We start from the raw sequence: 21,489 nt of genomic DNA, 5'->3' as shown, positions 1-21,489 counted from the left end.
GGGCCTATTCGTCGATCTGGTAGCGCTTGACCTTGCGCCACAGCGTCGACTTGTCGATGCCCAGGATCTCGGCGGTCAGCGCGCGGTCGCCACCGGTCTTGCGCAGCGTCTTGCGGATCAGGTAGGCCTCCATGTCCTCGAGGCTCTGCGGCGGCAGGTAATCGAGCGCGCGCGCCTCGGGGCCGTGGGCCGCGGCCAGGTGCGCCGGCAGCGCGTCGACGTCGATGACGTCGCGCGCCGACAGGATCAGCATGCGCTGCACCAGGTTCTCGAGCTCGCGCACGTTGCCCGGCCAGTCGTATCGCATCAGCGCCGCCAGCGCCGCCGGCGAGAACCCCTGGCAGGCCTTGCCCAGGCGCTTCGAGTGCTTGTCCAGGAAGTGCAGCGCCAGCGGCGCGATGTCGTCGCGGCGCTGGCGCAGCGGCGGGATGTCGATCTCCATCACCGTCAGCCGGTAGTACAGGTCCTTGCGGAACTCGCCGCTGTCGACCAGCTGGCGCAGCGGCACGTTGGCCGCGGCGATCACGCGCACGTCCACGTGCACCGGCTCGGTGGCGCCGGCCGGGTAGAAGCAGCCGTCTTGCAGCACGCGCAGCAGCTTGGCCTGCAGCGCCGCCGGCGCGCTGCTGATCTCGTCGAGGAACAGCGTGCCGCCGTCGGCGAGCTCGAACAGCCCCGGCTTGTGGCGGTCGGCGCCGGTGAAGGCGCCGCGGCGGTAGCCGAACAGCTCGCTCTCGATCAGCGTGTCGGGGATCGCGGCGCAGTTGACCGCGATCAGCGGTCGGTCGCGCCGCGCGCCGAGGCGGTGGATGCGCCGCACCACCAGCTCCTTGCCGCTGCCGCTCTCGCCGCAGACCAGCACGCCGGCGTCGTACGCGGCGGCGGCCTCGATCAGCCGCTCGACCGCCTGCATCGCCGCCGAGCGGCCGACCAGCGGGCTGACGTCGGCGTCGACGGCGCCCTGGCGCAGCCGCGCCGTCTCGGCCAGCGCGAGGTGGTAGTTCAGCGCCGACTCGGCGCGCGCGCGCAGCTGCTCGCCGTCGAAGGGCTTGCGCACGTAGTCGAAGGCACCGTCCTTGAGCGCCGCGATCGCCGAGTCGATGCTCGCGAAGCCGGTGACCAGCAGCACCTGGCACAAGGGCTGGTGCGCACGCACGAAGCGCAGCAGGTCCAGCCCGTCGGCGCCCGGCATGCACAGGTCGGTGACGACGACCGCCGCCGCTTGGTCCTCCAGCAGGTCCATCGCGGCGACCGCGCTCTCGACCGTGACCACGCGCATCGGCAGCGCCGACTCGCGCAGCACGATGGCGATCAGCTCGCGCATGTGCCGGTCGTCCTCGGCGACGACGACCAGCGGGCGCGGGTCGCCCGCGTCGCCGCGCGCGCGCCGGCCGGTGGTGGTCTCGGCGGCGGTGCTCATGCCGCACGCACGCGCGCGACGTCGACGCGCGGCAGGCGGATGACGAAACACGCGCCGCCGGCATGGCCGGCGTCGAAGTCGATGCGCCCGCCGCGGCGCGTGACCACGGCCTGGCTGATGAACAGCCCCAGCCCCGAACCCTGCCCGACGTCCTTGGTCGTGAAGAACGGGTCGAACAGCCGGCTGCGCGCCTCGGGCGGCACGCCGGGCCCGTTGTCGGCCACCGCGATGGCCACATGCGCCGGCTCGGCCCAGGTGCGGATCGTGATGCGCGGCTGCGCCGTGTCGGCCAGCGCGTGGATCGCGTTGGACATCACGTTGGTCAGCGCGATGTCGACCTCGCCACAGCCCCCCTCGACGAGCTGCAGGTCGGGGTCGAGATGCACCTCGACCTCGATGCCGTAGCGCTGCAGCCGGCAGTGGATGAACGCGTCGAGCAGCTCGCGCACCGTCTGGTTGACGTCGCAGGTCTCGCCGCTGCAGCTGTCCTTTCGCGCGTAGGCCAGCAGGTCCTGCACGACGCGCGAGCAGCGCCGGGCCTCGGCGACGACGACGTCGGCGTAGCCGTTGCGCGTCTCGGGCGGGGTCGACGCGCTGCGCATCAGCTGCGCGTAGCCGAGGATGTTGCCCAGCGGCGTGTTCAGCTCGTGCGCGACGCCGGCGGCGAGCTGGCCCATCGCGACCAGCTTCTCGCGCATCGCCACCGTCTCCATCAGCAGGCGCTGCTCGGTGACGTCCTGCAGGATCATCACGCCGCCGATGTCGTCCTGCTCGTCGCTGTAGAAGGCCAGGCTGATGCTGAAGTGGCGCGCGCGGCCGCCGAGCTGCAGCACCAGCTCCTGCTGCCGGATCGCCTGCTTGTAGAGGAACGCGTCGCGCAGCAGCGTGCGGCCGTGGTCGTCGGGCACCAGCAGGTCGAACAGGTTGCGCCCGGCGAGCGCGCCGGGGCCGGCGTCGAACAGTGCCTCGGCCTGGCGGTTGGCGATCGACACCTCGAGCTCGTCGGTGATGCCCAGCAGCGCGCCGGGCAGGCTCTGCAGGATGGTCGTGACGCGGTTGCGTTCGCCGAGGAAGCGCACCTGGCAGTCCTCGACGGTACGGAACATCAGCGCCAGCGCCTCGACGGTCTTGTTGTGCTCCGGGATCAGCCGGCCGGCGACGGTCCAGCCGAGGCCGCGATCGGCGGTCGGTTGCAGCAGCCCCTCGCGCGCGTTGTGGATGCCGTGCTCGAGCTGGCGCAGCGCGGCGATCTCGGCGGCCAGCCGCGCCGCGCCCGCAGCCGCCAGCCCGGCGAGCAGGCTGCCGGCCACCCAGGCACCGCGCCCCTCGTGCCAGGCGGCGCCGAACCACGCGTACAGCGCGGCGACCGCGAGCCCGAGCAGCAGCGGCGCGAGCGGGTGGCTGGCCAGGGGCACGCGCGCCGCCCCCGCGTCGTCGGTGCGGGCGGCGTCGGCGGCAAGCGGCAGGGGCGATGCGCTGCTCATTCGGACCGGGGCCTGTGGGCACGCCCCGCGGCCCGCCTCGTGCGCCCGGCGCGCGGCCACCCACCGCGGCCACGCGCGGGCCGGCGGCCGGCACGCGGGGTCAGAAGATCAACTGCAGGGCCAGTGTAGCCTGCCGGTAGTCGCGCAGCGCGTTGTCCACCGGGTGCTGCGTGTCGAACTTGATGCGGTTGAACTCGCCGGTGATCTTCACCCGCTGGCCGTCGATGTAGTAGTTGAAGCCAACGCCGTTCCAGGTGTTGTCGAAGTACTCGGCGTTGCCGGTCTTCACGCCGTAGTCGAGCTTCTCGTGGCGTGCGAACAGCTGCAGCCGGCCGGGGCCGAGCTTGTTCGGCAGCATGTAGCCGGCCTTCAGGTAGTGGCCCTTGAGGTCCGAGTTGACGCTCAGCGCCGGGTCGGGCGACTGGCCGAACGCGCCGCCGGTGTCGTAGTCGAACACCGCGGCGCTGGCGGTGTAGACGCCGCTGGACGTGGGCAACTCCATGAAGGCGTCGATGGTGCGCGCCTTGTAGTCCTTGATGTCCGAGCGCGACAGGTAGTTGCCGTAGGCCACGTCGGACTGCGTGTCGTAGGACGCGCCGATGGTCAGCACCTTCTGCGTGCCCAGGTAGGTGCCCAGGTAGCCGTAGCTGAACTCCGGGTCCCACAGGCTGACGTGCACGCGCGCGGTGACGCGCGGCTTGCCCTTCGGCACGTACTGCCCTTCCCGCCCGTCGGCGACCATCAGCCGGTACTGCAGCTTGGCGTCCATCAGGTTGCCCCACACCACGGCGCCCATGTCGCGCGTGCCGGCGAACGGCGTGTACGACAGCACCTCGGCGCGGTCGAGCGTCAGCGGCTCGAGGCAGGCCTCGAGGTTCTCGCGCGAGAACGTGTTCTTCACGCGGCCGACGATGAAGCGCAGCGCGTCGCTGTAGTCGAAGGTGACGTAGGCGTCGCGCCAGTACACGCTGCGGTCGTTGTCGCCGCCGCGGCCGTCGCCGCCGGCCTCGAGCTGCGCGTAGAAGCCGATCATGTCGTTGTACTGCCCCGTCAGCGCGAGCCGGTTGCGGCGCAGGAAGGTGTCGCTCGACGACGACGGGTTGGTCGACGAGGTGAAGCTGCGGTGCTCGTTCCAGACCTGCAGCCCGTAGGTGAAGTTGAGCGTGCTGCCCTGGCCGAACTCGATCGTCGGGCCGGCCGTCGCCGCCCACGGCAGCGCGACGGTGCACAGGGCGGCCAGGCGCAGGGCGCGACGTCGGGCGGCGCGCGGGGCGCGGATGGTGCGGTTCATGTCATTTCCCTCCGGTGTAGGCGCCCTGGACCTTGGCCAGGTCGGCGGTGTGGCAGGTCGCGCAGGACTCGCTGGTGTTGTCGCGCGGCTTGGCGACCATCTTGGCGTGCGCCACCTCCTCCTTCATGACGCGCGGGTTGCCCTTGTGGCAGCCGACGCAGGAGTTGTTGACCTTGGCGTGGTGCGCATGCCAGGGTGCCGTGGCCGGGTCGCTGGGCGGGGCCGCGGCGCGCTTGCCGTTGTGGCACTTGAAGCAGCTCGACGCGCCGAGGCCGCAGGCGTTGGCCGGGGCCATCGGCAGCCACGCCAGCGGCGCCTCGGCCGTCGCGTGCGCGGCCTCGGCACCCCAGCCCGCCACCTCGGCCGCGGCCTGGGGGCGCGTGTCGGGCTGCAGCGCCCACAACACGAACGCCAGCGCCACCAGGCCGAGCGCGGAGCCCAGGCTGCGCAGGCGGTGCCACAGGCGCGTGCCGCCGCGTGCCAGGGGTCGGGTGCGATGGTGCACGGGGGTCGTCGTCGTCTCCTCGGTCTTCATGGGCGCTGCTCCTGTGGTGAACGGGGTGCGGGGCTGTCGGCCGGCGCCGACGCACGCGGCGCCGCCGGCTCGAGGGCGCGCGCGGCCGCGTCGGCCGCGGCCTTCGCGTCGGCGGGCGTCAGCGTCGCGGCGGGCTTCGCGCCGGCGGCGCCTGGCGGCTGCGTCGCGTCGCCGCCGGCCAGGCGCGACTGCAGTGCGCGCGAGATGGTCTTGTCGTCGATGGCGTCCGAGCACATGCACGCCGAGCCCTTGCCGCGGAACTTCAGCCGCGGCGCACCGTCACCGGCCGCCCAGGCCGGCACGGCGACGGCGTAGGCCGCGAAGACGACGGCGCACGTCGCGGCCGGGCCGCGACGTCGCGACGCGGGGGGCAGGGGCGGTGATGTCGGCACGGGAGTCCTCCGAAAGCGCTCAGTCGCGATCACCGCGGCGCTCAGCCGGCAGGCGCGCGGCGCACGCGCATCAGTTCGTACTGCGCATCGACCACGCGCTGCAGCGCCTCGCGCAGCAGCGGCACCGCGGCGGGCGGCAGCCGGTCGGCACGCGACAGGCTGTCGCGGAAGGTGCGCTCGTAGTGCTCGCCCGGCTTGACGACGATGCGCAGCTCGACCGTCCAGCCCGCGCCGGGCGGTGCGTCGAACGACACGACGAACTGCGCGCTGGCGCCGGCCGGGATGCGCGTGTCGTCGATCTCGCGCGTGATGGCGGTGTCGACGGTCCAGCCGATGACGTGCCGCCCGATCGGCGACTCGCCCCCGGTGGCGTCGACGCGCACGAACTGCAGTTCGACCTTGGGCACCATGTAGGTCGGGAAGTGGTGGCCGGCGCCGGTGTTGCGCACCTCGGCGCGCGCCTCGTAGCGACCAGGGGCCGACGGCTGCACCTGCAACTGCACGTCGATCGCGTCGCGCGTGGTCTCGGGGTCGTGGATGCCGCGCCAGCGATGGCGCCGGTCGGGCATGTGGCACGACTGGCACGAACGCTCGGGGGCGTACGCGCTGGCCTGCCACTGGGCGTAGGTGTCCTCGTGCAGCTTGCCGGCGGTGCGCGGCCCGTCGTCCGGGAACTGGTGGCAATGCGCGCAGAACCGGCTGTCGCCGAAGGCCGGCGACTCGACGAAACCGCCGTGCGCCAGCGCGGCATCGCGGTCCGCGGCCGCCGGCCGCGCCGGCGGGCCGTAGCGCCGGTGGCCGCGCACGTGGCACGCTGCGCAGACCAGCCCCTCGTGCGCCAGCCCCGCGTCGACGTACGCCGGCGGCGGCTGCGAAGGCGCCGCCGGCCAGCCGTGCTCGATCGCCAGCAGCGCCTTTTGCTCGGCCAGCGGCGCGTGGCAGCGCACGCAGCGGTTGGCCGCGGCCTGGTCCATCAGCTGCAGCTGCCAGCGGATGCCCGGGCCCATCGCCCGCGCGTGCAGGCTGCCCTGCCAGTCGGCCCACTGCACCGGGTGGCACTGCCCGCAGGCCGCGGGCGACAGCGACGCCTCGAGCGCCGAGTAACCGGCCGGCGGGGCGCCCTGCGGCGCGATCGGCTCGGCCCAGTGCCGGGCGAGGAAGTCCTGCACCGAAGGCGGCGCCGGCGAGGGACTGCATGCGGCGACGCCGATCGCCGCCGCCGCGCCGAGCACGCGCGCCAGGCGACCGGACCACGTGGACCTGCACGTCGTCGTCCTCTCGGCGATGTCCGGCGCCGCCGGCAGCGGCATCGTCAGCCGCCGCAGGGGTTCGACGGCAGTCCGCCACCACCGCCGCCGGCCACGCTCTCGCCGGTCTTGTAGCCGCGGTCGGACTCGACGATCGCGTCAGTGCCCCAGGCGTACGGGTCGGTGATGGTGCGCGGCGCGACTTCGGCGGTGGCCATCGCCGGACGGAAGAACGACTTCACGTCGGTGCGCCACGGCGAGTTGGCCGGCAGGATCGCGTTGCCGGTGCGGTCGGCGATGTACGACAGCGAGTTCCACTCGACCATCGCGCCGTCGTAGAAGCGCGTGGGCTTGCCCAGGATGACCGCGCTGACGATGCCGGTGATCATCGCGCGGAACGTCGTCTCGCAGTACACGTAGACGGTGTCGCCGTCCTGGTAGCCATTGCCTGCGCCCACCGGCGCGTAGCTCGCGTCGATCAGGCCGATGCCGTTGGCGTCGACGTTGCCGGCCAGGTACCCGGCGAGCACCGACTTCGGCCGGTACGCGAAGCCCTTGGTCGGGTCGAGCATGTGCGTGTACTGCAGCTGCAGCGTGCCCCAGGGGTGGCCCTGGCGCGAGCCGCCGTTCTGGAACGTCCAGCGGTAGTTGTCGACGTTGGTCGGCACGCACAGCGCGCTGGCGCAGGCCTGGTTGCCCGCGGTGTCGGGGTCGGTGTCCTCGCCGCGCTCGACGACCTGGCCGGCGCTGTACTGGCTCGCGCTGCGCGCGTCCCAGATCAGCACGCCGTCGCCCTTCTGGTTGCTGTTGACGCCGGGCAGGACGGCCAGCAGGTCCTGCACCGTCGCCTGCAGCGCGGTGTTGTCGACCTGCAGGCTCTTCACCGAGAAGCTGCCGCTGTTCGGCGCGGTGCTGGCGGCGGCCTGGAAGTCGGCGGCGGCGAGTCCGTTGCCGTTGAGCCACTGGTTGCCGCCGTTGAGCACGGCCAGGTGCCCGCGCTCGACACCCCAGTAGCGCAGCGCGTACCAGATGCGGCCCTGCGCCATCGCGTTCGGGTTGCTGCCGGTGCCCATCGCCGCGACGATCATGTCGCGCGTCGGGTCGATGGCGTACTTCTTGAACAGCGCGTCCATCGCAGCGCCGTCGGGCACCATGCTGACGGTCTCGATGACGCCGTTGCTGCGCGTCTGCACCCACTCGCTGCTCGGCGACAGGTAGGTGAAGACGTTGACGCCGTCGGGCTTGATGAACTCGGCGCCCGCCGGCCCGGCCGTGGCCTGGAGGATCACCAGCTTGCCGGTGACGCCGGGCGGGCGCTGGGCGGCCCAGTCGGACATCCAGCGCTTGAGCGTCGCGCCGGTGACGATGCCGTCGACGTTGGCGTCGTAGTCGTCGGCCGAGACCTGCGCGAGTGCGGCGGCCGAGTTGACGCGGATCAGCTGGGCGGGCGACGCCTTGTCCTCGCTGTCGCCGCCGCCGCACCCGGTCAGCGCGAGCGCCACGGCCGCACAGCCGGCCGCCAGCAGGGCGGACTTGAATCGCATCTTCATCGGGTGTCCTCCGGACGGTGTGAATCCAGCGCGCCGCCCTGGCCCGAGCCCGGCGTTGCGTCCTTGTCGCGCCCGCCGGCGCCGGTGCCCGCCGTGGGCATCTTCAGCGCGACGGGCATCCAACCCTGTTCGATGGCGTCGAGCACAGCGTCGACCCGCCCCGGCAGCGCCAGCTGCCGCACCTGCGCACCTGCGTTGTGCAGCGCGCGCGCCAGCGCCGGCGTCGGTCCGGCGCCGCCAAGCGGCTCGATCAACAGGATGCGTCGGGGCGTGTTCACAGGCAGTAGACGATGTCGCTGTCGACGATGTGGCGCGCCAGCGCGTCCCACGACGCGTCGTCGCCCGCGGGCAGCGACTGCACCGGCACGTCGCCGAACTCGAGCGCCTCGAGCTGCGGCGTCGCCGCCTCGTCGTCGGGCAGCGCGCCCCACACCGCCACCTGCAGCGCGGCGTCGGCCATCGTCAGGCCCACGGCCACGCGCAGGCCCTCGACGCGCTTGCCCATCGCGACGACCAGCATGCGTCTGGATGCACTCATCGTCCGGCTCCTGCGGCGCGGCGGTTACAGCACCAGCACGACGTCGGCTGCGCCGGCGAGCTTGGCGCCCTGGTACTGACCGCCGATCACGACCGCGCCCTGCAGCGCCGACAGGTCCATGCCCTCGGGCGCGTGGTGGTCCATGCTGTGCTTGCACGACGCGACGCTGCCCGGGTGTGCGCGCGCGTGCGCCGCGAAGCCCTCGTCGCACAGCAGCAGCACGCCGGTGTCGGTCAGGAAGCAGCGCGCGTCCCAGCCGCGTGCCGCCGCCCCGGCCAGCAGCGCCGTGGCGTGCGCCGCGTAGGCGCTGTCGGTGACGACGAGGCCGAAGTGCATCGCGCTCAGGCCTTGCGGATCGTCCAGGTGAACGACCCGCCGCCCTCGACGCGGTCGACGATCTCGTTGCCGTCGGCGTCGCACATCGCCATGATCGACTCGCCCGACGAAGGGTTGTCGAACACCAGCGTCAGCTCGTCGCCGCCGGCCATCTTCTGCAGCGCCTTCTTCGTGTACATCTGCGGGTGCGGGCAGGCGTAGCCGCGCACGTCGAGCGTCCACTTGCCGTCGCCGGTCTGGTTGAAGGTCACGGCCATGGTCTGGTTCCTCCTGATGCGATCGTCTTCTGCGGCGGCGGGGCTACAGCGCCAGGTCGTCGCCGCGCCGCGCGGCCTGCCAGTCGACCCACCAGGCGAAGACCTTCACGCCCGCGAAGGCGCCGAGCGCCATGCCGAGCAGGAACACCCAGCCGCTGGGGTCGCCGTTGGTGACGGTGGCGAAGAAGGCGCCGATGTTGCAGCCCATCGCGATGCGCGCGCCGATGCCCATCAGCGTGCCGCCGACGACCGCGAACAGCGCCGCCTCGAGGTTCGGCAGCTTCCACTTGAACTCGCGCCGCGCCAGCGCCATCATCGCCGCGCCGGCGATGATGCCGATCGACATGAAGCCGGGCGCGTTGAGCAGCGGGCTCGGCACGCCGTTGTCGAGGCCGAAGAAGAGGTTGTCGCGCATCGGCACGCCCAGGCGCTCGATCACCCAGGCGCCCCATTGCGCCTCCTGCGTCGTGATGTACCAGTAGCCGGGGTCGAACACGGTGTCCTGCATCGACAGCCCGGCGTGGTGGTTCATCGCCGCCAGCAACTCGCCGAAGTTGTCGACCTCGAAGTGCGCGCGCATCGCCCCCGTGGCCCAGACATGGGCGCCGGCGAGCACGCCCAGCCCGGCGCCGGCCAGCGCGGTGTTGCGCGACGCCGTGCACATCGCCCACACGCCCGCCAGGTGCTGCCCCGGCGTCGGCGAGGCGACCTTGGCGCGCCGCATGTAGCCCGGGCGGAAGTACACCCAGTACAGCAGGCCGAGGATGACGACCACCGGCACGATCGCCACCAGCAGCGTGTTGACCGTCACCGCGACCCAGGGTGAATCGGTGGCGCCGAGCCGGTCGGCCAGCGTCGCGGCCTTCAGGTCCCAGACGTAGCCTGCGGTGAACTGGTCGAACCAGCCCTGGGTGACGCTGAGTTCGGCCGGCATGTCCTTGGCCTCGGCCGACGCGGTCCACGACGCCGGCACCAGCCGGTCGAGCCAGCCGCCGGCGCTGACGACCAACGCCTGCGAGAACGAGATCGCCACCACGACCAGCATCGCGCCGACGTTGCCTTCGCCGGCCTTGTACAGCGAGCCCGACGCGCAGCCGCCGGTGAAGACGATGCCGAAGCCGAAGATCGCCGCGCCGATGAGCACGTGCCAGCCCATCGGGTTGGGGTGGAAGCCGCTGAATCCGGCCAGCGTGACGGCGGCCGAGACGAGCGCGTACAGCCCGACCGCGATCATCATGCCCACCGCCATGCGCGGCACGCGCACCGCGAACAGGTCGCGCACCGCCGCGGCCATGCAGAAGCGCCCGTACTGCAGCAGCAGCCCGTAGCCGACGCCGAACCAGGCGTAGACGAGGATGTAGGCCAGGCGCACGTCGGTGACGACCGCCCAGATCGACAGCAGCACGCCGGCGACGAACAGCCCCAGTGCCTTGATCGACCCGGTCTGGCCGGCGGGCGTGGCGACCGCCGGCGCCGTCGTCGTGCTCATCGCCGTGCTCCCCCTGCGGCGCGGCCGCGCGCGGCGTGCGGATCAGCCATGCCAGATGCCCTTGCGCAGATAGACGCGCCAGCCGTCGCCGTGGCGCAGGGTCGCGAGATGGGTGCTGCCCAGCGACAGCGCCAGCGCCGGGAAGCTCTCCACCGCCGGCGCGTTGTCGCAGCGCACCTCGACCACTTCACCGTCTTCGACCTTGCCCAGCACCTTCATCACCAGCAACTGCGGACGCGGACACATCGCCCCCACGCAATCGACCACCTGCGCGATCGGCGTGAGGCCCCTGCCCGGCAGGTCCACTTCGGCGCGCGCCTCGGGCGCTGCGGGAGGTGGGGCGCGTCGCAGCCTCGACCACCAGCCCCAGCCCTTCGTCGCCGTCCTCGGACCTGCCATGACCCCACCTCCAATGCACGTTGCATGCCACGTCGCGCCCCGGCGCGCCGGGGCGCCCGGTGCGTGGAAATTGCAACCGGGCGCCGAATCGTGCCGACGGCGTTGTCTTTTGCAACCGGCTGCGGTGTGCGCCGGATCGTGCCGGGGCAGCGCGGTGCGGCGTCGTTCAGTGCCCGCCGGCCCGACAGGCCCGACGGGCCCGATCGTGCGGCAGCGGCCCGCCGCAGCGCCGCTGACGAGGCCGCCGGGTCACACCTGCCGCCAGGGCAGCCCGTGCTTGCGCCAGCCGCCGAGGTTGCCGCGGTGGTGCTCGGCGTCGAGGTCGCCCTCGAAGCCCTCGAGCACGTTGGCGACGTTCGTGAAGCCGTGCTTCTCGAGCTCGAGCCCGGCGTCGACCGAGCGCTTGCCGCTGCGGCAGATCAGGATGATCGGGCGGTCCTTTCGCCCGGCCATGCGCAGCACCTCGTCGGCGAAGTGCGGGTTCTGCTCGAAGTCGGGCGCGGTGTTCCACTCGATGTTGATCGCGTCGACCGGGTGGCCGACGTAGAAGAACTCGACCTCGGTGCGGCAGTCGATCAGCAGCGTGTTCGGGCTGCTCTGCAGGATCTCGTAGGCTTGCTTCGGGTGCAGGTGTTCCATCGTCGGTGCACGCGGGTCGGAGTCGCGCATTGTGCGACGCCGATGTGCGCGCCACCAACGATTCGTTGGTCATTTGCTCATGACCGACCCGGCCTGCAGCGGCAGCCGTACGCAGGCTTCGGTGCCGCCGCCGGGGCGTGCGCGCAACTGCACCGTCCAGCCATTGGCGCCGGCGATCTGGCGCACGATCGCGAGCCCCAGCCCGCTGCCGCCGGTGCGACGGCTGCGCGAGCCCTCGAGCCGGTGGAACGGCCGGAACACCGCCTCGCGCTGGTCCTCTGGAATGCCGGGCCCGCGGTCGAGCACCGCGACTTCGGCGACGCCGACGTCGACGCGCAGCTCGACGTCCACGGGCCGGCCGCCGCCGTAGCGCACCGCGTTGTCGACCAGGTTGCACAGGATGCGCCGCAGCGCCAGCGGCCGCGCGCGCAGGCGGCAGCCCGGGCCGCGGTCGCGCACCTCGACGCCCTGGTGCTCGTGTTCCTGCGCCACCTCGGCGAGCATCCGGCACAGGTCGACGTCGACGACGTCGCGCTCGCTGAAGTCGCGCCCGACCTCGAGGCAGCGGCCGATCAGCTCGTTCATCGCGTCGACGTCGCGCGCGATGCGCTCGAGCAGCGCCGGGTCGGGGCGCTCGGCGGCCATGCCCAGCGCCAGCCGGATGCGCGCCAGCGGCGATCGCAGGTCGTGCGACACGCCCACCAGCAGCGTCGTGCGGTTGGCCAGCAGTTCCTGCACCTGCTCGGCCATCGCGTTGAACGCACGCGCGACCTGCGCCAGCTCCTGCGGTCCCGACTCGGGCAGCGGCGCGGGTCGACGGCCCTGGCCGATCGGCGTCGTCGCCTCGACGAGGCGGCGCAACGGCCCGATCAGCCAGCGCGCCATCGCCGCGGCGGCCACCAGCGCCACCAGAGCGCCCACCGCGAGCACGAGCACCAGCGCCAGCGACGGCTGCACGCCCACGCGCGCCGCGTCGAAGCCCACGCGCACGCTGCCGCGCGGCGTCGGCAGCGCGGCCCAGTACCACGAGGCGCCGGCCGCGTCGCGCCCGTGCACCAGCGCCACCGGCGTGCCGGTGCGCCCGGCGAGTGCCGTCTCCAGCAGGTGGAAGTACGGCAGCAGCCGCGTGGCCTGCACCGGCTCGACCAGCGGCGCCGGCGCGTCGGCGGTGGACGGCGCGTCGAGCAGGCGCAGCCCCTGCTCGACGGCCAGCCGCCGCGCCAGCCGCGCGCGTGCGGCGTCGTCGGGTGCGGCCTGCCAGTCGCGTGCGGCGTCGACCATCAGCGCCGCGAGGTCGGCGGTGGCCAGCCGGCCGAGCGGCCACAACCCGAGCGCGGCGACGATCGCGATCGTCACCAGCTGGCAGGCCAGCGCGACCAGCGCGATCGCCAGCACCATGCGGCCGAACAGCGAGCGTGGCATCACCCGGCGCCGCGCGGGCAGAACAGGTAGCCCACGCCCCAGACCGTGCGCAGGTAGACCGGGTGCGCCGGGTCGGGCTCGATCTTGCGCCGCAGCCGCGTGACGCGCACGTCGACCATGCGGTCGAACGGCGCGCGGTCGTAGCCCTTGAGCAGTTCGACCAGGGTGTCGCGGCTGAGCACGCGGTCGGGGTGGTCGAGCAGCGTGCGCAGCAGCGCGAACTCGGCGCCCGACAACGCCACCTCGGCGCCGTTGCGCGTGAGCCGGTGCGCGTCCAGGTCCACCGTGTACGGGCCGAAGTGCCGCCGCCGGCCGGTCTCGGGGCCGGGGCGGCGGCGGCGCAGCACCGCCGACACGCGCGCCAGCAGCTCGCGGTGGCTGAACGGCTTGGCCAGGTAGTCGTCGGCGCCGACCTCGAGCCCGACGATGCGGTCGACCTCGTCGCCGCGCGCCGACAGCATGATGATCGCCGGCGCGCCTTCGGCGCTCAGCGTGCGCGCCAGCGACAGCCCGTCCTCGCCCGGCAGCATCACGTCGAGCAGCAGCAGGTCGACCGGGTGCGTGGCCAGGTGGCCGCGCATCGCCGCGCCGTCGGCCACGCCGGCGACCTCGTAGCCGTTGTCGCGCAGGTAGCGCACGAGCAGCTCGCGCAAGCCCTCGTCGTCGTCGACGACCAGCAGCCGGGCCGGGGTGCGGTTCATCGCGCGCTGCAACAGGTCGACACGGATCGCGCCGTGCTGACATGGGCCCGAAACCGCCGCTGCCTACGCTGAACCCGACACCGCCGAGCCCGCCGGGCCGGCGGCCGACGCACCGCCGGAGGCCACGCCGCATGAACATCCGTCCCGTCCTCGCCCGCGCGCTCGGCGCAACGACCCTCGCGCTGGCCGCGTCGGTACAGGCGCAGCAGCCGCTGACGCCCGAACAGATGAAGCTCGGCGCGCAGCTGATGCAGCAGCAGATGGCCGCGATGACGCCCGAGCTCGCCGAGCGCGCCAGGGCGCTCGCGCCCGAGATCCGGCAGTTCCTGATGAAGGTCGTGCTCAACCACGACCGCCGCAGCGACACGCTCACGCTGGTGCAGGTGATGCACGAGATCCTGGCTGACTACCAGGCCGTCGGCGCGGCGATCGCCACCGACAACGGGCCGCTGGCCGCCGACGCCGCACGCCGCATCGCCGGGCATCGGCTGCCGCGCGGCGGCATGCTGCCGTACCTGCCGCCCGACAAGGTCAGCAACGAGGCGCTGTCCGTGCTGCCGGCGATGGAGGCGGCGGTCGAGGGTGGCGCCCGCGCGCTCGCCGACGCCGCCGAACGCGGCGACATGGTCTCCGCCGCGCAGCACTACGGCAGCGTGACGGCCGGCTGCGTCGCCTGCCACGCGCACTTCCGCGGCCAGCCCGGCGCGACCGCGTACCAACCCGCGCTGAAGCGCTGAGTCCGCCGCGAAAGGAACGTCATGAGCCACGAATCCGGGCCGAAGCCACCGGGGGGCCGCCGCGCCGCCGCACGGGCGCTCGCCTGCAGCGCGCTCGTCGCGGCGCCGCTGGCGCACGCCACCAACGGCGACCAGATGCTGGGCCTGTCGGCGATCCACAACGGCATGGCCGGCGCCGTCGTCGCCGCGCCGCAGGACGCCGTCACCGTCCTGGTCAACCCGGCCGGCATGGCCGAACTCGACACGCGGGAAGTGCGCTTCGACCTCGGCGTGGGCTTCCTGAACCCGCCGCGCAAGGTCAACGGCAACGACAGCGACTCCAACGTCTACATGATGCCTGCGGGCGCGGTCAACTTCCGGGTCGGCCCGCGGCTGGTGCTCGGCATGGGCCTGGGCGGCCTGTCGGGCATGGGCGTGGACTTCGCCGACACGGTCGCCGCGCCGGGGCTGCAGTCGGTGGTGACGACCAAGCAGTTCTTCAAGGTCGCGCCGGGCTTCGCGTACCGCATCGACGACCGGCTCGCCGTCGGGGCGACGCTGAACCTGAACTACCAGAGCCTGGCGCTGGCGACGCCGGCGTTCTCGCTGCCGCAGAACCAGGTCTTCGGCTGGGGCCTCACCGCGGGGCTGGTGTGGCGGCCGAGCGAGGTGGTGCAGGTCGGCGCGTCGTGGTCGAACCGGCAGCGCATGGGCGACTTCGAGTGGAACACCGCCGCCGGCCGCTTCTCGATGCGCATGGACGCGCCGCAGACGCTCGCCGTCGGGGTGGCCTTGCGGCCGGCGCGCGGGCTGCTGGTCGAGGCCGACGTGAAGCGCATCTGGTTCAGCGACGTGCTCGACCGCATCGCGGTGCGGCGCCCCGAGGGCTACACCGGGGCGGTGCCGGCGGTGATGCCGTTCGGCTGGAGCGACCAGACGGTGTTTGCCATCGGCGTGCAGAAGGACCTGGGCGAGCGCATGCAGCTGCGCGCCGGCTTCAACTACGGCAAGTCGCCGATCGGCCCCGAGGACGTCAACGCCAACTTCGGCTCGCTGGCGGTGGTCGAGAAGCACCTCGCGCTCGGCCTGACGCGCCGCTTCACCGAACGCATCAGCGGCTCGCTGTCGTGGGTGCATGCGTTCAACCACCGCGTGCCCTCCAGCGTCGGGCCGCCGAACACGATCGAGCTGCAGCAGAACATCGTCAACCTGCAGGTCGCTTACCAGCACTGAGCCGGCGAGAAGCCCGCCGTCCGGCGAGGGGCCGCGGCGTCGGGCGCCACAGGAGGTCACCATGACCGTCGACCGCATCGTCCACCTCGCCGCCGGCCTGATGGTGCTGGCCGGGCTCGCAATGGCGCACTACGTGCACGCCTACTGGCTCGCGCTGCCGGCATTCGTCGGCCTGAACCTGGCCCAGAGCGGCGTCACCGGTTGGTGCCCGCTGGCGTCGATGCTGAAGAAGGCCGGCGTGCCGCAGTGAACGGCGCCGCAAGGCGCCCGCCCGGCCGCTCGCCGGCACCTGCAGCCCGGTCCTCGGGTTCCACCGACCGTCGAGCCCGGCGGCCTGCGGCGTCGAGGCGGGCCTCGACGAGGCGGTCGACGGCGCCGCTCATGGTGCGGGGCGGCGGGTGTCGCCGCCCGGGGCATCGTCGCGGGCGCTGCCGTCGGGCAGGCGGGTCTGGCATTCCTCGAACACGCGGCGCGTGCAGGTGCGGCACACCTCGTTGTCGAGTTGCGGGTAGACACGCCGGATGGCCTCGCCCTTGTGCGCGACGACGCGCGCGGGGCCGATCTCGCGCATGGCGCCGCTGCGCCCCAGCAGGTGCTCGACCGCCGGCTGGACGCCGACGATCACCAGCCCGCCGCCGAGCGCGCGGCGGCGCTGCGCCTCCTCGGCCAGCAGTTCGGCACCGGCGAGGTCGACGAAGTTCACGCCCTGGGCCAGCAGCATGATCCACTTGCGCTGCGGGTCGACCGCGTCGACGCGCCGGAACTGGTCGCGCACATGCTCGACCGCGCCGAAGTAGACCGACCCGCGCACGCGCAGCATCGCCATCTGCGGACAGGGCAGCGCGTCGGGGCCGGCGGCGACCATCTTGCGTCGCGGGTTGCCGAGTTCCGCCGGCGGCGGCGCGCGCTCCTCGACGGCCGGCTGCGACGTGCGGTAAAGGTACAGCAGCAGCGAGACGACGATGCCGGCGAACAGCCCCTTCTCCAGGTCGACGAGCACGCCGACCCAGGTCACGAGCAGCACCAGCCGCTCGCGCGGGTGGCGGCGCACGATGTCGCCGATGTGGTGCCAGTCGATCAGCCCCCAGGCGACGATGAACAGGATGCCGGCCATCGCCGCCACCGGCAGGTACGCCGCCAGCGGCGCGGCGAGCACCGCGATGGCCAGCAGGATCGGCGCCGACAGCGCCGCCGCCAGTGGCGTGCGTGCGCCCGACGCGTAGTTGATGCCGCTGCGGTTGAACGAGCCGCTCGACGGGTAGGCGGAGAAGAAACTGCCGGCGATGTTCGACAGCCCCTGGCCGATGAACTCCTGGTCGTTGTCCAGGCGCTGGCGCGATCGCATCGCGATCGAGCGCGCGATCGCGACCGCCTCGGTCAACCCGATCAGCGCGACCACCGCGGCCGGGAACACCATCGCCTGCAGCGTCGAGAACGACAGGTCGGGCACCGACAGCGAGGGCACCGCGCTCGGCAGCGCGCCCACCGTCTCGATGCCGGTGGCGCCCGCTCCGAGCACGAGGTTGAGCAGCGCCGCGACCAGCGAGCCGGCGATCATCGCGAAGATCATGTACGGCCAGCGCGGCAGGAACCGCTTCGCCAGCAACCCTGCCGCCACCGTGACGACGCCCACCAGGGTGACCCACAGATGGGCTTCGCCGAGGTGTTCGCCCGCGTACAGCAGCGTCTCGTGGAACGAGGCGCCGCGCGGCACCGCGAGGCCGAAGAAGTTCCTGACCTGGCTGGCAACGATCAGGAACGCGGCGCCGGCGGTGAAGCCGATGATCACCGTGTGCGAGATGAAGTTGACGACCGCGCCGAGCCGCGCGAGGCCCATCGCGAGCTGCATCGCGCCGGCCACCAAGCTCAGCGTCAGCACCATCGCGACGTAGCGCTCGCTGCCCGGCACGGCGAGCGGGCTGAGCGTCGCGAACACGAGCACCGAGATCGCCGTCGTGGGCCCCGACACCAGGTGCCAGCTCGACCCCCACAGTGCGGCGACGATGGCCGGCACCATCGCGGCGTACAGCCCGTACTGCGGCGGCAGCCCGGCGATCGTCGCGAAGGCGACCGCCTGCGGCAGCACGATCAGCGCGCCGGTCAGCGCCGCCATGGCATCGGCGCGCAAGGCGTCGCGGGTGACCAGCGGCGCCCACACGACGAACGGCAGCCAGCGGCGCACGAACGCAGGCGGGCTCACGTGGCGCCTCCGGTGCGGGGCAGCAACTCGCCGCGCCCCTGCGGGCCCAGACGCTCGTAGATCGCCGACAGCGCGCGCTGCTCGTCCGGGAACACGTGGTCGTCGCCGATGAGCCGATCGAGCCCGGTGCGCTGCATCACGTCGCGCAACTGCTTCTTCAGTCCGCAGAACACCATCGTCACGCCGCTGGCGCGCAGCCGCTCGACGAGGTGGCGCACGATCTCCTCGCCGGTGGCGTCCATGTGGTTGATGCCACTGGCCACCACCAGCACGTACTTGGCATCCGGCTTGGCCGACAGGGCGTCGAGCACCGCCTCCTCGAAATGCACCGCGTTGGCGAAGTACAGCGCATCGTCGAAGCGCAGCGCGATGACGTTGCGGCTGGTCGGCAGGTTCGGATGCACCTTGACGTCGCGCAGCGTGCCGTCCGCATGTCGCCCGAGTTCGGCCACGCGGGGCCTCATCGTGCGGTGCAGGTACAGCAGGATCGCCAGCGCGGCGCCGATCAGGATGCCCCTGTCGAGGTGCGGCGCCATCAGCAGCGTGACGGCGAACGTCACGGCGGCGACGATGCCGTCGGCGCGGCTCGCGCGCCAGGTCTGCAGCAGCGCCTTCGGGGTCAGCAGCGTCGTCACCGCGAGCAGGATGATCACGCCCAGCGTCGCCTTCGGCAACGCGTACAGCAGCGGCGTCAACAACAACAGCGTGGCCACCACGAACAGGCCGTTGAAGACCATCGCCAGCCCGGTCGTCGCCCCCGCGGCGAGGTTGATCGCCGAGCCGGTGAACGACCCGCACGCCGGGTAGGACTGGAAGAAGGAGCCGCCCAGGTTGGCCATGCCCTGCCCGATCAGTTCCTGGTTCGGGTCGATGCGCTGCTTGGTGTTGGCCGCCATCGCCTTGGCCATCGCGATCGACTCCATGAACCCGACCAGCGCGATCACGAATGCGGCGCTCAGCAGCGACATCACCGCGTCGAGCGTGACCGTGGGCACGCGCAGCTCGGGCAGCCCGCGCGGAATCGCCCCGACGACCTCGCCGCCGGAGGCGAAGGTCCCCGCGCCCTCGGCCAGCTTGCGCAGCTTCCACGTGCGCCCGTCGGTCGCCACGCCGGCGGGCACCTTGCCGCGCAGGTGCAGCGCGCCGTCGTCGGCGCGCTCGAAGCGCAGCAACTGCAGGTCGCGCAGGAGGCGCTTGTTCGCCGCGGCCATGCCTTCGGCGTCGAGCTGCGCCAGGTGCAGCCGGTGACGCAGCGTGGCCGCCGTGCGCACGTCGCGGCGCCGCGTCTGGCGAAGCTGCGCAGTGACATCGGCAATCTCGGCGTTGAGCTCGCGCACCGCGCGTTCGGTCTCGGCATGCGCCAGCACGAGAGCGCGCGTGTCGCCGTCGCGGATCTGCTCGACGCCCACCTCGACGACGCGCTGGTAGCCGGCGACATGGCTGACGACGATCGTCACCACCACCGCCACGAGCACGCTCAGCTTGGCCAGCGGCCTGATGCGCTTGAGGCCGACCATCAGCGCGAACGCGAAAACCGCCATCGCCAGCGTCGGCCAGCTCGTGTGCGGCAGGTGCAGCAGCATGCCCCACACGTCGGCGAGGAACGAGTCGCTGCGCCCCTTCGGGATGCCCAGCAGCATGTCGAGCTGCGACAGCGCGATGATGATCGCCGCCGCGTTCATGAAGCCCAGGATCACCGGGTGCGAGACGAAGTTGACGATCACCCCGAGCTTGAACGCGCCGAGTGCGAACTGGATCAGCCCGACCATCAGCGTCAGCAGCAGCGCCAGCTCGACGTAGTGGTCGGAGAACGGCACCGCCAGCGGCGTCAGCGCGGCGGCCGTCATCAACGAGATGATCGCCACCGGCCCGGTGGCGAGCTGGCGCGACGAGCCCCACAACGCGCCGAGGATCGCCGGCACGAAGGCCACGTACAGCCCGTAGTGCACCGGCAGGCCCGACAGCTGCGCGTAGGCCATCGCCTTGGGCACCAGCACCAGCGCACCGGTGATGCCGGCGATCAGGTCGCCGCGCAGCACGACGCCGCTGACAGGAAACCAGTCCAGGAACGGGAAGGCCCGCCTGAGCGTCGAGGACGGCGCCGCCGCGACGTGCGTCACGCCACCGCCTGGTAGTACAGGTTCTGCGGGTGGTCGGCCTGCGCGAAGAAGTACCAGCGCTCGGCCAGCAGACCCACGAACTGCACGGCGAACGCGGCGCCCAGCAGCGCGAGCGAAGCGTCGTCGCGCCCCAGCGCGAGCAGCGCCAGCGGCAGCGCGAAGGCCAGCAGCAGGAACGCCGGACGCACCAGCCGCAGCGCCGACGGCGCCGCGCCGTGGAAGAACTCGCGCGTGTTGAACGAGCCGCCCATGAAGCCCATCGACTTCTGCACCACCTGCGGGTGCTTGACGCCGGTCGCCGACTGGATCGTCGAACGCGGTTTCAGCCGCGCGTTGCGCCACAGCGCGGCGCCGCGGCCGAGCGCGGCCAGCAGCGTCAGCACGATCGCCCAGCCGGCGAGAAAGCCCACGCGCGGCGGCGCCACCGCCGCCGCAAGCGCCGCGGCCAGCGTGAAGCCCGACGCGCCGCCGAGCAGCGTGTAGTTCAGCGGCGTCAGCGGCGTCGCCCACTCGGCGAGGAAACGCAGGCAGGCGTAGATCATGCCGGTGCACACGAACAGCGCGAACGCCAGCAGCGTCGCGACGCCCCCCACCGCCAGCGTCAGGTCGAGCGTCGGGCCCTGCGCCGGCGCGAACAGCACCGGCGCGGCGCCGAGCCCGTGCAGCAGCCCGTACAGCCCCACGGCGCCCATGAACGCGGGCAGCACGATGACCTCGCGCGACAGCCACGAGGTGCGCCACTGGGCCGCCGAACGCCACGCACGTTCGGGCCGCCCGAGGTGGGCGAACGACGCCGCGAGCCCGAGCGCGAGCAAGGCCAGCGCCAGCGCGCTGCCGGCCACGTAAAGCGCGCGGCCGTCGTCGGGCGGCAGCAGCCCGACCAGCGCGTAAGTCTGCACCGTGAACAGCGCGAGGAACAGGCCCTGGCCGGCGCCGATCAGCGTGGTCAGCAGGATCACCGAGAACGCCGGCTTCACGGGCCCCTCACCAGCTCGCGTCGTCGAGCGTCGCCGTGCCGGGCGCCGGCTTGGGCAGGTGGCCCTCGACGGCGAGCGGGTTGTCGGCGCGCACCAGCTCGTCCTCGTGGATGCGCATGCGCGTCGTGCGCCGCGGCAGGTAGTGGTTGGCCGGCTGCGTGCCCCACTCGGGCATCAGCGCATAGCCGCCGTTCTCGCGGATCGCGCGTGCGGCGTCGGAGTGCGGGTCGTGGATGTCGCCGAAGATGCGCGCCGAGGTGGGGCAGGCCTTGACGCACGCCGGCAGGCGGTCGCGCTGGGCCAGCCGCTCGTCGTAGATGCGGTCGACGCATAGCGTGCACTTCTTCATCACCTTCTGGTTCTCGTCGAGCTCGCGCGCGCCGTACGGGCAGGCCCAGCTGCAGTACTTGCAGCCGATGCACTTGTCGTAGTCGACGAGCACGATGCCGTCCTCCTCGCGCTTGTACGAAGCCCCCGTCGGGCACACCGGCACGCAGGGCGGCTCCTCGCAGTGCAGGCACGACTTCGGGAAGTGCACCGTCT

At 72.6% G+C, this 21,489-nt stretch carries 23 protein-coding genes; 3 read left to right on the top strand and 20 right to left on the bottom strand.

Going from position 1 to position 21,489, the window contains the following annotated elements; translation table 11 throughout:
* Window positions 1–4: 4 nt before the first annotated feature.
* From PKC53_RS14070 to PKC53_RS13995, 16 genes are all read right to left on the bottom strand, one after another.
* Window positions 5–1,420, bottom strand: a complete 1,416-nt coding sequence (locus PKC53_RS14070; RefSeq protein ID WP_324429653.1) for a sigma-54 dependent transcriptional regulator — start codon at window positions 1,418–1,420, stop codon at window positions 5–7.
* Complete coding sequence (locus PKC53_RS14065) at window positions 1,417–2,904, bottom strand: ATP-binding protein (RefSeq protein ID WP_324429651.1); 1,488 nt, start codon at window positions 2,902–2,904, stop codon at window positions 1,417–1,419. The genes PKC53_RS14070 and PKC53_RS14065 overlap by 4 nt, the downstream gene beginning before the upstream one ends.
* Before the next feature lie 100 nt (window positions 2,905–3,004).
* Entirely contained in the window at window positions 3,005–4,195 is a 1,191-nt protein-coding gene (extI, locus tag PKC53_RS14060) for a selenite/tellurite reduction operon porin ExtI (protein ID WP_324429649.1), read from the bottom strand.
* Window position 4,196: 1 nt separating this feature from the next.
* Complete coding sequence (locus PKC53_RS14055) at window positions 4,197–4,730, bottom strand: hypothetical protein (RefSeq protein ID WP_324429647.1); 534 nt, start codon at window positions 4,728–4,730, stop codon at window positions 4,197–4,199.
* On the bottom strand, window positions 4,727–5,032 hold the full coding sequence (locus tag PKC53_RS14050; RefSeq protein WP_324429645.1) for a hypothetical protein: 306 nt from the start codon (window positions 5,030–5,032) through the stop codon (window positions 4,727–4,729). Before PKC53_RS14050 ends, PKC53_RS14055 begins: the two co-directional genes overlap by 4 nt.
* Before the next feature lie 131 nt (window positions 5,033–5,163).
* Entirely contained in the window at window positions 5,164–6,432 is a 1,269-nt protein-coding gene (locus tag PKC53_RS14045) for a multiheme c-type cytochrome (protein ID WP_324429643.1), read from the bottom strand.
* Between the two features lie 2 nt (window positions 6,433–6,434).
* Window positions 6,435–7,919, bottom strand: a complete 1,485-nt coding sequence (locus PKC53_RS14040) for a hypothetical protein (protein ID WP_324429641.1) — start codon at window positions 7,917–7,919, stop codon at window positions 6,435–6,437.
* Complete coding sequence (locus PKC53_RS14035) at window positions 7,916–8,197, bottom strand: hypothetical protein (protein WP_324429640.1); 282 nt, start codon at window positions 8,195–8,197, stop codon at window positions 7,916–7,918. The genes PKC53_RS14040 and PKC53_RS14035 overlap by 4 nt, the downstream gene beginning before the upstream one ends.
* On the bottom strand, window positions 8,194–8,457 hold the full coding sequence (locus PKC53_RS14030; protein ID WP_324429638.1) for a hypothetical protein: 264 nt from the start codon (window positions 8,455–8,457) through the stop codon (window positions 8,194–8,196). The genes PKC53_RS14035 and PKC53_RS14030 overlap by 4 nt, the downstream gene beginning before the upstream one ends.
* A 24-nt stretch (window positions 8,458–8,481) precedes the next feature.
* On the bottom strand, window positions 8,482–8,793 hold the full coding sequence (locus tag PKC53_RS14025) for a hypothetical protein (protein ID WP_324429636.1): 312 nt from the start codon (window positions 8,791–8,793) through the stop codon (window positions 8,482–8,484).
* A gap of 5 nt (window positions 8,794–8,798) precedes the next feature.
* Window positions 8,799–9,050, bottom strand: a complete 252-nt coding sequence (locus PKC53_RS14020) for a sulfurtransferase TusA family protein (RefSeq protein WP_324429634.1) — start codon at window positions 9,048–9,050, stop codon at window positions 8,799–8,801.
* Window positions 9,051–9,093: 43 nt separating this feature from the next.
* A complete protein-coding gene (locus PKC53_RS14015) occupies window positions 9,094–10,539 on the bottom strand; it encodes a YeeE/YedE family protein (RefSeq protein WP_324429631.1) in 1,446 nt (481 codons plus the stop codon).
* A 42-nt stretch (window positions 10,540–10,581) separates the two neighbouring features.
* Complete coding sequence (locus PKC53_RS14010) at window positions 10,582–10,845, bottom strand: sulfurtransferase TusA family protein (protein ID WP_324429629.1); 264 nt, start codon at window positions 10,843–10,845, stop codon at window positions 10,582–10,584.
* Window positions 10,846–11,187: 342 nt separating this feature from the next.
* Complete coding sequence (locus PKC53_RS14005) at window positions 11,188–11,577, bottom strand: rhodanese-like domain-containing protein (protein ID WP_324429627.1); 390 nt, start codon at window positions 11,575–11,577, stop codon at window positions 11,188–11,190.
* Window positions 11,578–11,646: 69 nt separating this feature from the next.
* A complete protein-coding gene (locus PKC53_RS14000) occupies window positions 11,647–12,999 on the bottom strand; it encodes an ATP-binding protein (RefSeq protein WP_324429625.1) in 1,353 nt (450 codons plus the stop codon).
* Window positions 12,999–13,700, bottom strand: a complete 702-nt coding sequence (locus PKC53_RS13995; RefSeq protein ID WP_324429623.1) for a response regulator — start codon at window positions 13,698–13,700, stop codon at window positions 12,999–13,001. The genes PKC53_RS14000 and PKC53_RS13995 overlap by 1 nt, the downstream gene beginning before the upstream one ends.
* 131 nt (window positions 13,701–13,831) lie before the next feature.
* Here PKC53_RS13995 and PKC53_RS13990 point away from each other — a divergent pair, with 131 nt between their 5' ends.
* The 3 genes from PKC53_RS13990 (at window position 13,832) to PKC53_RS13980 (ending at window position 15,899) form a co-directional block, all read left to right on the top strand.
* Window positions 13,832–14,437, top strand: a complete 606-nt coding sequence (locus PKC53_RS13990; protein ID WP_324429621.1) for a hypothetical protein — start codon at window positions 13,832–13,834, stop codon at window positions 14,435–14,437.
* A gap of 21 nt (window positions 14,438–14,458) precedes the next feature.
* On the top strand, window positions 14,459–15,649 hold the full coding sequence (locus tag PKC53_RS13985) for an outer membrane protein transport protein (protein ID WP_324429619.1): 1,191 nt from the start codon (window positions 14,459–14,461) through the stop codon (window positions 15,647–15,649).
* Window positions 15,650–15,710: 61 nt separating this feature from the next.
* Window positions 15,711–15,899, top strand: a complete 189-nt coding sequence (locus PKC53_RS13980) for a DUF2892 domain-containing protein (RefSeq protein WP_324429617.1) — start codon at window positions 15,711–15,713, stop codon at window positions 15,897–15,899.
* A 129-nt stretch (window positions 15,900–16,028) separates the two neighbouring features.
* On the opposite strand, the gene PKC53_RS13975 is transcribed toward PKC53_RS13980, so the two are convergent.
* The 4 genes from PKC53_RS13975 to PKC53_RS13960 all read right to left on the bottom strand — a co-directional run.
* Entirely contained in the window at window positions 16,029–17,849 is a 1,821-nt protein-coding gene (locus PKC53_RS13975) for a SulP family inorganic anion transporter (RefSeq protein WP_324429615.1), read from the bottom strand.
* Window positions 17,846–19,969: a SulP family inorganic anion transporter gene (locus PKC53_RS13970; protein WP_324429613.1), complete on the bottom strand. Its 2,124-nt coding sequence runs from the start codon at window positions 19,967–19,969 to the stop codon at window positions 17,846–17,848. The genes PKC53_RS13975 and PKC53_RS13970 overlap by 4 nt, the downstream gene beginning before the upstream one ends.
* Window positions 19,966–20,946, bottom strand: a complete 981-nt coding sequence (locus PKC53_RS13965; protein WP_324429611.1) for a DmsC/YnfH family molybdoenzyme membrane anchor subunit — start codon at window positions 20,944–20,946, stop codon at window positions 19,966–19,968. Before PKC53_RS13965 ends, PKC53_RS13970 begins: the two co-directional genes overlap by 4 nt.
* 7 nt (window positions 20,947–20,953) lie before the next feature.
* Window positions 20,954–21,489: 4Fe-4S dicluster domain-containing protein (locus tag PKC53_RS13960; protein WP_324429609.1), on the bottom strand; the 536-nt coding region annotated here is incomplete at its 5' end.

It is taken from the genome of Azohydromonas sp. (genome assembly GCF_035325925.1).
In the GTDB taxonomy this organism is placed as follows: Bacteria; Pseudomonadota; Gammaproteobacteria; order Burkholderiales; family Burkholderiaceae_C; genus Calidifontimicrobium.
The sequence above is the reverse complement of the archived record's forward strand: the minus strand, read 5'-3'. Positions and strand labels throughout refer to the sequence as shown.